General features: G+C 37.8%; 12 protein-coding genes. 3 read left to right on the plus strand and 9 right to left on the minus strand.

The window, feature by feature from the left end; genetic code table 11:
* Nucleotides 1-327: 327 nt before the first annotated feature.
* The 4 genes from ACFIML_RS04465 to ACFIML_RS04480 form a co-directional block, all read right to left on the minus strand.
* Nucleotides 328-1,191, minus strand: a complete 864-nt coding sequence (locus ACFIML_RS04465) for an NlpC/P60 family protein (RefSeq protein ID WP_375614581.1) — start codon at nt 1,189-1,191, stop codon at nt 328-330.
* Nucleotides 1,192-1,343: 152 nt separating this feature from the next.
* On the minus strand, nt 1,344-2,717 hold the full coding sequence (locus ACFIML_RS04470; protein ID WP_375687477.1) for a M17 family metallopeptidase: 1,374 nt from the start codon (nt 2,715-2,717) through the stop codon (nt 1,344-1,346).
* A gap of 13 nt (nt 2,718-2,730) precedes the next feature.
* Nucleotides 2,731-3,729, minus strand: a complete 999-nt coding sequence (coaA, locus tag ACFIML_RS04475) for a type I pantothenate kinase (protein ID WP_375606822.1) — start codon at nt 3,727-3,729, stop codon at nt 2,731-2,733.
* A 122-nt stretch (nt 3,730-3,851) separates the two neighbouring features.
* Nucleotides 3,852-4,841, minus strand: coding sequence for an asparaginase (locus ACFIML_RS04480; RefSeq protein WP_375687479.1), 990 nt, complete (start codon nt 4,839-4,841; stop codon nt 3,852-3,854).
* Between the two features lie 220 nt (nt 4,842-5,061).
* Between ACFIML_RS04480 and hslV the strand changes: the two genes are divergently transcribed.
* Together hslV and hslU are read left to right on the plus strand one after the other, a co-directional pair.
* A complete protein-coding gene (gene hslV, locus ACFIML_RS04485; RefSeq protein ID WP_012754621.1) occupies nt 5,062-5,643 on the plus strand; it encodes an ATP-dependent protease subunit HslV in 582 nt (193 codons plus the stop codon).
* The gene (gene hslU, locus ACFIML_RS04490) at nt 5,644-6,954 is read left to right on the plus strand and encodes an ATP-dependent protease ATPase subunit HslU (RefSeq protein WP_375606778.1); all 1,311 of its coding nucleotides are present in this window, start codon (nt 5,644-5,646) and stop codon (nt 6,952-6,954) included. It abuts the gene before it with no gap.
* A gap of 19 nt (nt 6,955-6,973) precedes the next feature.
* Here hslU and ACFIML_RS04495 read toward each other — a convergent pair whose 3' ends face one another.
* The 3 genes from ACFIML_RS04495 to rpsO all read right to left on the minus strand — a co-directional run bounded on the left by ACFIML_RS04495 (nt 6,974) and on the right by rpsO (nt 10,754).
* A complete protein-coding gene (locus ACFIML_RS04495; RefSeq protein ID WP_375687481.1) occupies nt 6,974-7,969 on the minus strand; it encodes a class I SAM-dependent methyltransferase in 996 nt (331 codons plus the stop codon).
* Nucleotides 7,970-8,040: 71 nt separating this feature from the next.
* Entirely contained in the window at nt 8,041-10,236 is a 2,196-nt protein-coding gene (pnp, locus tag ACFIML_RS04500; RefSeq protein ID WP_375686594.1) for a polyribonucleotide nucleotidyltransferase, read from the minus strand.
* Nucleotides 10,237-10,484: 248 nt separating this feature from the next.
* Nucleotides 10,485-10,754, minus strand: a complete 270-nt coding sequence (gene rpsO, locus ACFIML_RS04505) for a 30S ribosomal protein S15 (protein WP_005774142.1) — start codon at nt 10,752-10,754, stop codon at nt 10,485-10,487.
* A gap of 314 nt (nt 10,755-11,068) precedes the next feature.
* Here rpsO and ACFIML_RS04510 point away from each other — a divergent pair, with 314 nt between their 5' ends.
* Nucleotides 11,069-12,697, plus strand: coding sequence for an MFS transporter (locus ACFIML_RS04510; protein WP_375687483.1), 1,629 nt, complete (start codon nt 11,069-11,071; stop codon nt 12,695-12,697).
* A 1,602-nt stretch (nt 12,698-14,299) separates the two neighbouring features.
* Here the strand turns inward: ACFIML_RS04510 and truB are convergent.
* A complete protein-coding gene (gene truB, locus ACFIML_RS04515) occupies nt 14,300-15,262 on the minus strand; it encodes a tRNA pseudouridine(55) synthase TruB (RefSeq protein ID WP_375687485.1) in 963 nt (320 codons plus the stop codon).
* Between the two features lie 4 nt (nt 15,263-15,266).
* A complete protein-coding gene (rbfA, locus tag ACFIML_RS04520) occupies nt 15,267-15,674 on the minus strand; it encodes a 30S ribosome-binding factor RbfA (RefSeq protein ID WP_375606782.1) in 408 nt (135 codons plus the stop codon).
* Nucleotides 15,675-15,704: the final 30 nt, after the last annotated feature.

Below are 15,704 nucleotides of genomic sequence, written 5' to 3' on the forward strand. Positions count from 1 at the left end.
AGCTCCCATGGAAATATGGAAATAATGTAAAATCTATTGAGCATACTATCCTTACGCTTACGAAGGAGTAAGTTGGTCCCAATGTTATTATGATAGCTCTTGGCATTTGAGAGCATTCATAAGGGATATTTTTACTTATACATCAATTTTGCTTGTGATGAACAAGCAAGCGATTTTGATTGATTCAACATAAAAACCGATTTGAAATGAGAGAATTTTACGATATTTAGAATGCTTGACACAGAGTAAATAATGGATAATTATCCTTATAAATCAATCTATTGTATAATAAAAAACATTCAATTAATTTTTTATAGGAGGCATGTATTAAATTTCTTGAATTGGGCGACGTTTTGCAATGGGGTATTGATTTTTTTTAGCGATACGCGTAATTGCTTCTTCCAATGGCTCGATCATAACGTCCATAGAAAAACCATTAGCGTGAATAATATTTTCATGATCAATCATAATAGCCACATGACCTTTCCAAAAAATTAAATCACCTCGTTGAAGTTTATCAGTGTCTGTAAGAAGCTTGCCTACAGTTTCTTGCTGCATATCGGTGTCTCGTAAAACTATTTGATCGGTCATCATCATAGAGAGCTGAATGAGTCCCGAACAATCAATTCCAAAACCGCTGATACCACCCCAAAGATAAGGTGTACGGATAAAGGTTTCTGCAACTGTGACATAATCTTCATATACGCGTCCAATGGGGCTGAGATGGCTCGTAATGATTGCCGTTCCATTTTCAAGAATAGAATACGTTGTATCACGGACTTCAATTTCATCAACAACACTGACTTTGCTTCCCATAGATAAAGGGGAGCTTATCGGTCCACGTAAGTCAGCGTGTAAATATTTAAATGTGCGTGGTACTGAAACCACATGTGTTTGTTTTATGGTTGATGAACAAAGAACTTTTGTATCAATATAACCGACATAACCATCCTTGAGTGATTGCCCCCACGACATCGTTTCCCCTTGTTCAAAAATGAGAAGCTCTTCTCCGAATAAGCATTCTGTTTGTCTTTCACTGTTTTTACTATTTTCTTTAAAAAGTCCGGCGACCGCGGTATTAACACGTCTTTTTTTACCTTGAACAAAGCGCTGAGCTGTAATTTCTGTTTCAAGACGTTGATCTGCTAGATCATCTCTGAATGCATAAAGCCTTGGGTCTTTAGAGATCATTTTTTTGCTTTCCATTTTTGGGCATCTCACCTTTAAGAAGACTCACGAAAACTGTCTTGGTAAGATTTTTATCTTCCAATAAAACCAAGAACACAGTGTAAGACCAATTATTCTTTAAGCTGCAAAATTGTCCATTTTTGTGGATATTTGTGTCAAAACTCATTTTTAAAAATATTATAAAGGGCACGGATAGTTTGTGCTGATCCACCAATAGGGTATCCTGGTTTTTCTTTTGGAACCCATCCATAAAGGTCAAAATGCGCAAAATGTTCAGTTTTTTCAACAAAAGAATTAAGAAATAAAGCAGCGATTATAGAGCCAGCAAAGCTATTTCCAGTTACATTGTTAAGGTCAGCAATTGGTGATGATAACATCTCTTGGTAAGGTTTCCAAAGGGGCATTTGCCAAAGAGGATCAAAAACAGCGTGAGCAGATTCAGAAATTTGTTGTGCCCATAGTGAATCATTACAATAAAATGCCGGAAGATCTGGTCCTAATGCTGTGCGTGCTGCTCCTGTTAAAGTAGCCATGCAAAGCATGAATTGTGGACTTTCTTCATCACCATAGGCGAGTGCATCGGCAAGGACAAGTCGCCCTTCAGCATCTGTATTACCTACTTCAACACTTAAACCTTTACGACTTTTGAGAATATCACCTGGTCGGTAAGCATTCGCAGAAATTGCATTTTCTACAGCTGGAATCAAAACGCGTAGACGGAAAGGCAATTTTGCATCCATGATAAGTTTAGCCAATCCCAAAACGTTTGCTCCACCCCCCATGTCTTTTTTCATAAGCAACATGTTATTGGCTGATTTAATATCGAGTCCTCCAGTATCAAAAGTTACGCCTTTGCCCACCAAGGTTATTTTAGGATGATGTTCTTGGCCCCAGAGTAACTCAATCAGTCGTGGTGGAGTACTGCCTGCTCGTCCTACGGCATGAATCATCGGAAAGTTATGGGTTAAGAGATCATCTCCACAAATACTTTGGACATGAGCACCATAAATTTTTCCTAGTTGTCGTACTTCTTTTTCGAGAGTATCAGGGTTCATATCATTGGCTGGAATATTAATGAGATCACGGACAAAGAAGACAGCTTCATAAATTCGTTGGAGTTCATTAAGATCAATTGCCTCATTGACATGGATAGATAAAGATTTGAAAGAAGAATTTTGACGATAGCGATTAAATTGATAACTGCCGAATGCCAATCCAAGATAGGTATTTATTTCATCAGAGTTTGTACCTTCTAAATGCCATTGACCAGCAGGAAGTTTTTGAGCAAGAACTCCTGTGATAAAAGGATCGTTACCATTGCCAATTCCAAATAAAACTTTTTTTAAATGCCCCGTTTCGTGAGGAATAAAGAGTATTTGTCCTGCTTTACCAGTAAAGTCATTAACTTTTATCCATGCTGTTGTTGACGCATCAAGTGATAAGTTGGCAAGAGTTCTTTGGTTTACCAAGATGATAGGGCAACTGTTATCGATACGCGTTGAGGTAAAATGAATGGGGTGGTGGTGCATAGTTATGAGATCCTTATAGTCGTCTAAGTGCGACATATTCGACCAAATGATTTTTTCCCTTTCGTAGAATGAGATTGGACCTTGGTCGTGTTGGCAGTATATTTTCTTGTAAATTTTTTAAATTAATCGTTTGCCAAAGATCCTCAGCAATTTTTGAGGCTTCTTTTTCATTGAGGTGGGCATAACGATGAAAATAGGATTCAGGATTTTGGAAAGCTGTTTTACGCAAACGTTTAAAACGTTCCAAATACCAGTGACGAATGACTTCTGTTTCAGCATCGACATAAATTGAAAAATCAAAAAAATCAGATACGAAAGGAATGGCTTTCCCATCTTTAGGAAGATCACTGACCTGTAATACATTAATACCTTCAACAATTAAAATATCAGGATGGTCAATGGCAATTGTCTGGTTTTCTAGAACATCATAGGTCATATGTGAGTAAAGCGGAGCACGAATATTTCCGACACCTGCTTTTATAGCAGAAAGAAAGCATAGCAATTTTTTTATGTCATAGGAATCAGGAAATCCTTTACGATTCATACGATTTTTTTGCTGTAAGATTGCGTTAGGATAGAGAAAACCATCCGTTGTGATCAGATCAACTTTAAGACTAGATGTCCAACGTTTCAATAGTTCTTGAAGAATGCGAGCAGTGGTTGATTTTCCTACTGCTACAGAACCAGCAATTCCAATAATAAAAGGCGTTTTCCTCATCTCTTCTTGATGGAGAAACTTCTGACGTTTGTGAAAAAGTTCCTGTACGGCTTCAACATGGCATGATAACAAACGCGATAAAGAAAGATAAATGCGTTGAACTTCCTCAAGATCGATAGGATCATCCATAGAGCGTAAACGCTTAATTTCATCAAAAGTCAAAGTAAGAGGTGTATCCGCACGAAACTCTGACCATTGTTGTGCAGTAAAGACACGGTAGGGTGAATATCGGTCAGAAACGGATTTGACCAGATTATCTTTCTGATTAATTTTTTGTATAGTCGTATCAATCATTTGTATTGGTCGAGAATTTTTTTGCCGCAGCAATCGATTAAGAACGGACATGTGAACGGCTTTGTATTCAAGTAAATTTTGTTTTTCATGCTCTCTTCTTCAAGATAATAGGTCATTTTTTGTTAGCTTATCGTCCAGTCATTCCAATCTACACGGATTTGTTCCAATGAGTACCCTTGCGCCAAAAAAGCCCATAAAAGTAGACGGGCTTTTACGGCTGATAAATAACCAGACATGAGCGCACCAGAAGCAATCATATCGATTTCTGAGCCTTTATAGCCATAAGTTATACGAGTTGTGGAGCCATTACAACAACGACTAGCAATAATGATTGGTATTTTTTGTGCATATTGTTGTACGAGGTCTGCCGCTTGAAAACTACAGTGTCCTGCACCAAAACCGGCGATAACAAGCCCAGCATAATACCCACTTTCGAGGCAGAGTTTCATTAATTGTGCATCAGAAGATAAAGAGGAATAGAGGAGTGCAATTTGATGATCATGGTTTTGGGGAAAATCAAACGTTTTTGGGAAAAATTTTCGATCATTGAAATAAATAAGTTTTTCCTCTAAAATAGTTCCTAAAACACCTGCAAGACCTGATTGAAAAGTTTCGACTTTGACGGTATGGCTTTTATAGAGCCAATAAGGTGAATGAATTGTATCATTGATGACAACGAGAACGCCTCTGTTACGACTTTGTGGGGCTGCCGCAACATGAGTGGCTGCTAAAATATTAGCTGGGCCATCGGCTCCTGCTTCATGAGGCATGCGCATAGCACCGGTTATGATGAGAGGTTCAGCTTCTTTCCAATAAAGAGAAAGAAAAAAAGCTGTTTCTTCCAGAGTATCAGTCCCTTGTGTTAAAACAATACCTTCTGCACCAGCGTTTATTTGTTGTTTTGCCCACTTAATTATTTCAAAAAGCATTTGAAACGATAAAGATCCACTTGGTATTTGCATTAATGTTTGTGCATGAATATCAGCAACGTTATTTAAAGCAGGAACACTTTTTATGAGGTTATCTGAAGTTAAAGTCGGTTGCATGTGACCAAAACTATCAGCCGTCATTGCAATTGTTCCACCTAAGGTCCCTATGGCTATTTTTTTCATAATTTTCCTCTAAAAAGCACAAACTGTTTATATAAAGCTATTTAGCAGTAATTTGCATTGACAACAATGATATCATTTTTCCATTTTCAACAAATTGAGTTATGCTGAATCATTGTGTTTTGCTGTATATGTTCTTAAATAGGACAATAGTAATTGAGTTTTACATTGTATGAAAAGAAATCAATATTAAAAAGTAAAGTTAATATTAAGGAGTTTCCTTATGACAGAACATAAGCCAGACATAATGTATGGTACAACAATTATTACGGTACGAAAAGGTGGAAAAGTCGTGATGGCCGGTGATGGTCAGGTTTCTCTTGGACAGACAATTATGAAAGGCAATGCACGTAAAGTGCGTCGTCTTGGAAAGAACGGAGTGGTTATTGCTGGTTTTGCAGGTGCTACGGCAGATGCTTTTACATTACTGGAGAGATTGGAAACAAAGCTTGAACAATATCCTGATCAGCTTATGCGTGCCTGTGTAGAACTTGCAAAAGATTGGAGAACAGATCGCTATTTGCGTCGTCTCGAAGCAATGATGCTCGTGGCTGATAAGAAAGTAACTTTGGCTCTAACAGGGCTTGGTGATGTTTTAGAACCAGAAGATGGGGTTATGGCAATTGGCTCTGGAGGAAATTTTGCGCTTTCGGCAGCGCGTGCACTCATGGATTTGGATTTGGATGCAGAAACTATTGCTCGTAAAGCTATGGCTATTGCCGCTAAAATTTGTGTTTACACCAATGATCATTTTACGATTGAAACATTGGATGCAGAATTATCTTCTTTAGAGAAAGCTATTTAAATGTGTGTTGTATTTTCCCCTCGTGAGACTGTTTCTGAACTTGATCGTTTTATTATTGGCCAAAATGATGCCAAACGCTCTGTAGCTATTGCACTGCGCAATCGGTGGCGTAGGCAACAGCTTGATGAGCCGATGCGTGAAGAAGTTATGCCAAAAAATATTTTAATGATAGGGCCAACAGGTGTTGGTAAAACTGGTATTGCACGTCGATTAGCAAAACTTTCTGGAGCACCCTTCGTTAAAGTAGAAGCGACTAAATTTACTGAAGTTGGTTATGTGGGACGTGATGTTGAGCAAATTATTCGAGATCTTGTTGAAATTGCCATTTCTCTTGTGCGTGAAAAGAAACGGGATGAAATAAAAGAAAAGGCCCACGTGAATGCTGAAGAGCGTGTTTTAGACGCCCTTGTTGGTAAAACAGCAAGTCCTACTACTCGTGATAGTTTTCGTAAAAAATTGCGTGAAGGTGAATTGGATGAAAAAGAGATTGAAATTGAAGTCGCCGATAATAATAGCAGTAGTGCTTCAACCTTTGATATTCCTGGTATGCCTGGGGCGCAAATGGGTATTATGAATTTATCAGATATTTTGGGAAAAATGGGCAGTCGTACAAAAGTCCGTAAGACGACAGTAAGAGATGCTTTTAAGCCGCTCATTGATGATGAATCTGAAAAACTCCTTGATCAGGAGCAAATTATTCAAGAGGCGCTTCGTGTTGCTGAAAATGACGGTATTGTTTTTATCGACGAGATTGATAAAATTGCAACCAGGGATGGTGGAGCAAGTGTTGCGGTTTCGCGTGAGGGCGTTCAACGGGATCTTTTGCCTTTGGTTGAAGGAACAACAATTTCTACAAAATATGGGCAAATAAAAACCGATCATATTCTTTTTATTGCCTCAGGTGCATTTCATGTTTCCAAGCCATCTGATTTATTACCGGAACTTCAAGGACGTTTGCCCATCCGTGTGGAGCTCAACCCTTTAACAAGGGAAGATTTACGACGCATTCTAACGGAACCAGAAGCTAGTTTGATTAAACAATATATCGCTCTTATGGCAACGGAAGAGGTTCATTTGGAAATTACAGATGATGCTATTGATGCTTTAGCAGATATTGCTGTAGATTTAAATGCAAGGATTGAAAATATAGGGGCACGTCGTTTGCAAACAGTGATGGAGCGCGTTTTGGATGAAATTTCTTTCACCGCGCCTGATAAAGCTGGAACAACATTTACAATTGATGCTGCTTACGTGAGAAAATCTATTGGCGAGCTTGCTGCTGATATCGATCTTTCACGTTTTATTCTTTGAAAGTTATTGCTTGTTCTGTTTATCTGCGTGCTTCGATAATTTTGAAACCATGGGGTTGTTCGTGTATCAACACTGTGCGGAAAATATTTTTTAATAATGTTTCATAAGGCAGGTGGCGGTTTGCAACAAAAAGCAGACTGCCGCTTGGCTTTAAGCACTTTGCAGCATTTATAATAAAATTTTTTCCTAATGAAACATCTGTTGTTTGTTGTGTGTGAAACGGTGGATTTGAAATGATTGTGTCATATAGATTTGTGATAGGTTCATGTACAAGGTCATGCCAATAAAAATGAATTGGAAAAGGAGTTGTTATGGATTTAAGGTGCTGTTTTGCTGCTCTCAAAGCATTGTAGTCTGCTTCATAAAGGTCGAGAGCAGTGAGTTTTTCACTTCTTTCAAGCGCAACGTGAGAAAGATAACCCCATCCAGCACCAAAATCAGCTGTTTTTCCAGAAATAACTTTGAGCATATAAGAAGCAAGCGCAGCAGATCCTGGATCAATACGACCGTGTGAGAACATACCAGAAGTAGTTTGAAATTTACCAAAAGTAAGCGGTGGTGAGCGCAATTGTAAAATATTCTGTTTCTCTATTTGTGGAGGAACTTGCAGCCAAAATACCAGACCATGATTTTTAGACAGTTTATTGGTGATGGGGACAATATTTTTGACCCATTTCATCATTGAAGCAGCACCAGCAGTTTTATTCCCACTGATCACAACCCATCCATTGGGTTTAACGCATTCTAATAAATCAAGAAAACAATTTTGATTAAAACCACGATATTTGCTCAAATGTAAAAATGCACCATCATAGTTGAAAGTTTTATCTATTTGAGGAGAGCAGTGAAATTGAGTATCGACAAATTTTAAAAAATCTGGTCGCCAAGGCGTAATAATTTTTAAATTTTGCGCCCATTTTTGAGCCGGAACTTCTGTTAAACCGAAACTCAGCCAACATTGGCTTGGATCTGGATACGGGAGTTCATGATTTTCAAAAGGCAAAAATAATAACACATAGGGCTCTTTCAAAGAAAAATGCCATTCCAATATTGGGATGGCATTTCATGATTGATAAGAAGAAAGGCTTACTCTTCTTTTTTCTTACGGCGGCGCTTATTTTCAGGTTGTTTTTTTTCATCCACGCACTTTTCTTCATTCATCGCTTTATCACCGGTGATTTCCTTTCCGGTTGTTTGATCAACGACCTTCATTGATAACCGAACTTTTCCACGCTCATCAAAGCCCATTAACTTAACCCAAACTTTGTCGCCTTCCTTAATAATATCGGTTGTTTTGGCGACGCGTTCTGATGCAAGTTGAGAGATATGAACGAGTCCATCACGAGAACCAAAGAAGTTTATAAATGCACCAAATTCTGCAGTTTTTACAACTGTTCCTTGGTAGATAGCACCAACTTCAGGTTCATCAACAATAGAATGGATCCAGCGTTTTGCCGCTTCAATGGTTTTAGCATCAGCAGAAGCAATTTTAATGGTACCATCATCTTCAATATTAATTTTTGCTCCTGTTTGTTCCACGATTTCCCGAATAACTTTACCACCAGAGCCGATAACATCACGGATTTTATCGACAGAAATATTCATAACTTCGATTCTCGGAGAAAATTCACTCAGCTCAGCACGTGCACTGGTTAAAGCTTTCGCCATCTCATTAAGGATATGGATTCGGCCACCTTTGGCTTGTTCAAGCGCAATTTTCATAATCTCTTCGGTAATACCATCAATTTTGATATCCATTTGCAAGGCAGTAATACCATTTTCTGTTCCTGCGACTTTAAAATCCATATCTCCAAGATGATCTTCATCTCCTAAAATATCAGAAAGAACAGCAAAGCGTTCTCCTTCTTTAATCAAGCCCATAGCAATACCAGCAACAGGGCGTGCTAGAGGAACACCAGCATCCATGAGAGCAAGTGACGTTCCACAAACCGTTGCCATAGAAGAAGATCCATTGGATTCAGTAATTTCTGAGACAGCACGAATGGTATAAGGAAAAGATTCTTTATTTGGCAACATGGGGTGAATTGCTCTCCATGCCAATTTGCCATGTCCAATTTCACGACGACCAGGAGAACCAAGGCGTCCTGTTTCACCCACGGAAAATGGTGGAAAATTATAATGGAGGAGGAATGTTTCCTTATACATACCCGTTAAAGAATCAACATATTGTTCATCTTCACCAGTTCCCAATGTTGCAACGACAATAGCTTGTGTTTCTCCGCGGGTAAAGAGTGCGGATCCATGTGTGCGGGGTAAAATACTTACTTCTGATTGGATAGGGCGCACGGTAGAAAGATTGCGTCCATCAATACGCTTTTGGGTATCAAGAATGTTTCCACGAACAATTTTTGCTTGCAACTGTTTAAATACGGTTGCAATTTGATCTGCACTGAATTGACAGTCTTTTTCTGTTTCTGGCATAAATTTACTGATAATTTCTGTTTTTAGTGCATCAATTGCAGCATAACGTTCTTGCTTATCAGTAATTGTGTAAGCCTTTCGTATATCCTGTTCTGCCATTTTCTGCACCGCTTTTTCAAGTTCAGAAAGATCTTCAGGAACAAAATCACGAGGATCTTTTGCAGCAACTTCGGCAAGCTTTATAATAGCATCAAGGACAGGTTGAAGGCCTTTGTGACCAAACATCACAGCTCCCAACATGATATCTTCCGGTAATTCTTGTGCTTCTGATTCAACCATCAAAACAGCACTTTCTGTTCCAGCAACAACAAGATCAAGTTTTGATTCAGGCATTTCATCGATATGAGGATTAAGAACATATTGTCCATTACAATAGCCAACGCGGGCACCGGCTATAGGCCCCATGAAAGGAACACCTGACAGGGTCAATGCGGCAGAAGATGCAATCATTGCAAGGATATCGGGATTGTTTTCGAGATCATGCTGTATAACGGAAACAATAACTTGTGTATCATTTTTATATCCCTCAACGAAAAGGGGACGAATTGGGCGATCAATCAAACGTGAAACCAAAGTTTCATTTTCACTTGGTCGACTTTCACGTTTTAAATAGCCCCCAGGTATTCGACCAACAGCATAGGATTTTTCTTGATAATTAACGGTGAGTGGAAAAAAGTCCTGGTCTGGTTTTGGGATTTTGGCTGATACAACGGTAGCTAAGACAATCGTTTCTCCATAGGTGGCAATCACTGCACCATCAGCTTGACGCGCTATTTTCCCTGTTTCAAGGGTGAGCGGACGCCCGGCCCATTCAATTTCTATCTTGTGCGTTTTAAACATTTTTTATCCTTAATGACCAGTGTTTAAATCTTTGATTGCTCACATTCTGGTTTCGCGTAGCATACTTCCAAGATCTGGGATGGACAACATACTTTTTATCTTTGTTGCAAGAAAAAAGAAGTAAACTGCTTAAATGCGAAACGATGAGCAGTTCTATCCCATAATAACTTATCAGTTTTTAAAATTTTTAATTAAAAGCAACACGTTGAAAAAATGGATGTTTTTTAAATACCACTTCCATTTTTCTTTTAGCGACGCAAACCTAACTTCTTTATAAGTGTCTGATAACGATTTTGGTCAACTCCTTTAAGATAATCAAGAAGACGCCGACGTTGAGATACCATCTTCAAAAGACCACGACGAGAATGATTATCTTTTTTGTGAGATTTAAAGTGGTTTGTTAAATTAGAAATACGTTCAGAAAGTACAGCAATTTGTACTTCTGGTGATCCTGTATCACCAACTTTATTTGCGTATTCTGCGACAAGAGCTTGTTTACGTTCAGCTGTAATCGACATCGTATTATCCTTTCCAAAAACGAAGAAACATAAGGCCACCCATAGCCGAGATGTCGTTCAGCAAGGGTCTGTGAGAAAACAGGAAAAGTCGAAGACTCTTACCTATTTTCGTTCTTATATAGGAAAGAAGGTTAAAATACTAGTCCTTAACAGCATTTTGAAGTCTTTCTTTAAATAAAAGCTTTTGTTTTGAAATATTGATTTAAATAGAGTTTTATGAGAAGTTTTTTAAAGAATTATGCATCCTTTTGATACAAAGATTATGAGCGTGTATGTGGTAACAAAAGTGATAAATACCGATTTGGAGGAAAAAGATGCAGAGCATTTCAACATTAAAACTTTTTCGTAATTCGGTATTTCGAAATTTATGGTCATCTACTCTTATTTCTAATTTAGGGGGGCTGATACAGGCTGTTGGAGCAGGGTGGTTAATGGCGTTGATTAGTTCTTCGCATTCCATGGTTGGGCTTGTTCAAAGTGCGACAACGTTACCACTTGTTATGTTTTCTTTGATGGCAGGGGCATTAGCTGATAATTTTAATCGGCGTCAAATTATGTTGTGTGCGCAGATTATGATGATGGTCATATCCATGAGTTTATCTATTTTAGCCTATCTGGGATTTCTAACACCTTGGCTTTTGTTATGTTTTACGTTTTTGATTGGATGTGGTACAGCTTTTTATAATCCTTCTTGGCAAGCAACGATAGGAGATATTGTGAGCAGGGAAAATATTCCTGCTGCTGTTAGTTTGAATAGTGTTGGCTTTAATTTGATGCGGAGTGTTGGCCCTGCGATTGGTGGTGCCATCATTGCAACTTTGGGGGCATCTGCTGCTTTTTTGTTTAATGCTATAAGCTATATTCCTCTTATTGGTGCGTTATTTTTCTGGAAGTCGAATTATGAAAACAACTCATTGCCACGAGAAAGGCTGTTAGGAGCTGTCTCAGATGGTTTGCGTTATGTTGCGATGTCGCCTAATCTCTTAAGTATTATGGTTCGAGCGTTCCTTTTTGGTATAGGAGCAATTTCTATTTTAGCACTTTTGCCAATTGTTGCGCATAAAGTTCTCGGAGGAAATGCCCTTCTTTATGGTACGTTGCTGGGTTGTTTTGGGTTAGGAGCCATGACAGCAGGTATTATTAATGAATTTGTACGGCATCATTTTCGTTCAGAAACAATTATTGCAAGTGCATTTATTGGTTTTGCCTTTTCTTGCTTTTTATTGGGAATCAGCCGTTCCCTGATTATAAGCCATATTGCTTTATTTCCTGCAGGGTTATGTTGGGTTTTGGCATTATCGTTGTTTAATACATCTGTACAACTCTCCACACCACGCTGGGTTGTAGCTCGTTCTTTAGCACTTTATCAAACGGCATCTTATGGGGGGATGGCTATTGGAAGTGCAATCTGGGGAGTTTTGGCTGATGGTTATTCTCCAACAATTGCTTTGAGCATTTGTTCTCTATTCTTGATTTTAGGTGCTCTTGCGGGGGTAAAGTTTAGAATTCAAGAAATTCCTCAGATAGATTTAAATCCTCTTGATCATTTTAGAGAGCCGGAATTATTACTCGACCTCAAAGCAAGAAGTGGCCCGATCATGATAATGATCGATTATCAAATTCATGAAAATGATCTCGAAGAGTTTCTTAAAGTGATGACGCGTCGACGCCATATTCGGTTACGCGATGGTGCGCGTCAATGGGTCCTTTTACGAGATCTGGAAAGACCTGAATATTGGACAGAGGCTTATCATATGCCAACATGGGTAGATTATTTACGCCATAATCATCGTCGCACAAAAGCGGATGCCGAAGTCAATAAGCGTCTGCGTCATTTAAATTGTGCTCCTAACGGTATAAGAGTGCACCGCATGATTGAACGCCAAACAATACCCCAAGCCAATGAGATGCTTTTAAAAGTCTCCTCTGATCATCTCCCTTAGGGTTAAAACAGTTTTTTTGTAAAATATTAAATTATGTTAATATTATTTTGATCAATTTTTTTGCATAAATGCAACAACAAAAAAACGGGTATTACAATAGTTAATATATTGACTTATAAATGACTAATTATCATTTTTTATGGTAAATAATAGTCTTGAAAAATTTAAGTTTTTCTCATTTCAAATCTGTTTATCTCACTTTATATTGCATCAATCAAAACCATTTTCTTGTACGTCACAAGTAAGAGTGGGTATGATAGAAAAAGGAGGATTTCTAATAAACTATTTCGAGTACCAAGGTTTATTACGACACTTTAAATTAGAAAATAGAATGATGATACCGGCTTATATTTTTATTAAGCGTAAAGATGGGGCCATGCGCAATGAATTTTATATATTTTACGAGCGTTGTTGTGAAATAGGTTCGAATGCATTGAGAAATGTTTCTTAAAAAAGCATGTGAATAAGCAGCACAACAATTTTTATTTTAGGCGTCCTATTTTGAGTGAGAAATAATCATATTAAAAGAGCGAGAAAAATAAAAACGTAAGACAAAGCGTAATCCCTATTATTTAAAAATTAGAGTCGAATGAAAGGGATAATAGTAAGATGAAAAATAGCTTGTTTTTGCTTGCATATTTTTTCAAAATGAAGCTATTTTATCCTTTTAAATATTACTCAACCAGATATATCTTTACTCATATCTGGAATAGAAGGTTGAAACTGTTTACAAAATACCAACCATTTTAATCTTTCTTTCAAAAATGTTACAGTATTAGGGTTGAATATTGCTTTATAAGCAAGAGAAGAAATATAGTATTATCAGATAAATAAAGTCATGAAATAAAAAATATACCAACCATGGAATGAAGAGATATACCAGCTTTTTATTCGATACAAAAAACAACGATAAGCTAGTCCCTAGCTTGACAATTTCTTATTCTTTACAGATATTTTTACAAAATCTTTGCGTGCTTTCGTGATGATTAGAATAATCGATTGTAAGCATAATGATGTCATTTTTAGGTGGTCAACGATCAATTTTTATTGGATAGATAGTTGGAAGGGATTATCCTTACAATGTGTTTAAATCCTAAGGTTTGAGTTTTTCTATTCGAAACAATTCTTTTCGCCAAAAAGAGATTATGTAGGTGTGTACTGTAATGATCAAATGAGTGATTTAACATGATATAGATTCTTGAGTTTTTAAGGTTGGATGCAATGCATATGATTCCAACACATTGATTATAAGAATAAATAACTGTTTTTTATATTGAATGTAAAAGTCTAGATATCTTAGGATTATTTCATTTTAAATGTGTTTAGGTTGAATCCATCCAAATCATTCGCTGATTCATTACAAACGGAGGTTAATGTGTAAGTAAAAAGAGATTGAAAAAGGGATATAACATGCCGCTTATGAATCTTTTTAAATGCAAGGACTGTTGTGACATTAGGGGGGACAAAGTGTATGATGGTGTTGGCTTGTATCGTTAACTTAATTTTTGATGTGAATAAGAAAAATGGAGACAATGAAAAGCAAAACATTTTCTTTATTTGAGAGAGAAAAATGATTTTTCCGCAAAAGGGGGAAAGAATCGATCAAATTGTAAAAATCCGCTTTGCTTTAAATAGACCTTTGTCGAGGGTGCCGATAGCAAGAAGTTGTTTCTTATAGAGGACACAAATTTCATCTTCATCAAGAGGTACTTTGTGATGACACAAGGGTATAGAATGCCCCTTCATAACTCTTTGTGCTTGGGTTTCATTAAGGGTATAATGAAAGAGGCAATCCAATGCAGCGCTCGTTTCAATTAAGAGCCCATCAAGTGTTGTGAATTTTTTTTCAAAAGAACGATTATTTTCCTCTGTAGTGTTTTTATTTGGCGGAATGGCTGCTTTTAGTTCCTCCCATGTAATGAGATCTTCTTCATCAAAAGGTGCGACGGCAATACGTCTTAAATCAGCAATATGCCCATAGCAACCGAGATCACGTCCCATATCGCGTGCTAAAGAGCGCACATAAGTTCCTTTTCCGCAGGTTATTTCAAAGGCAGAATGCTCTTTGGTAGGCATTTCTAATAACTTGAAAGTTTCTATTTCCACTTCACGGGGCGGAATTTCAACAACTTCCCCTTCACGCGCTAAATCATAGGCACGATTTCCGGCAATTTTGATTGCTGAAAACTGTGGAGGTGTTTGCAAAATAATACCTGTATATTGAGGAAGAAGAGCAAGTATTTCTTCTCGAGTTGGACGTTTGAGAGATGTTTTGGTTATTTCTCCTTCTAGATCATCTGTTGAGCGCTCTTGCCCCCAAGCAATATGAAAACGGTAAGTTTTTTTGCCTTGCATCACGTAAGGGACGGTTTTGGTTGCTTCGCCCAATGCAATGGGAAGGAGACCAGAAGCAAGAGGATCAAGTGTACCCGCATGTCCTGCCTTTTGAGCATGGAAGAGCCATTTGATTTGTGAAACAGCTTCTGTTGATTTCATTCCTTTTGGTTTATCAAATATGACCCAGCCAGAAACAGGACGCCCTTTTTTCTTATGTTGCCGCGCCATATCTTTAATCCTCATCTGTATCACTATGGTGAAGATCGCGTGCAACCTCAGGCGAGCGAAGGAGGGCATCAATTTTTGAAAAATTATCAAAACTATTATCAAGTCGGAAACGCAGTTCTGGCATATATTTCATTTGTCGCAACGCATGACTGATTTCTCCACGGAGAAAACGACTACGTTTATTGAGGGTATCAACAACATCGGTATGAGAAGCATTTTTAAGAGTGCTGAGAGGTGATACAAAGCAAGTAGCAATTTTTAAATCTGGTGACATGCGTACTTCAGAGACAGAAATAACAATATCTTTTAAGATATCATCAAGCAAAATATCACGCTGTAATATATGCGCTATTGCATGACGTACTTGCTCTGCTACTCTAAGTTGCCGTTGTGATGGCCCTGCATTTTTCATCAAAGTTTTATCCTTGCTACAAGATCTCTT

This window comes from Bartonella sp. AC62GZZY, assembly GCF_042196525.1.
Classification (GTDB): Bacteria; Pseudomonadota; Alphaproteobacteria; order Rhizobiales; family Rhizobiaceae; genus Bartonella.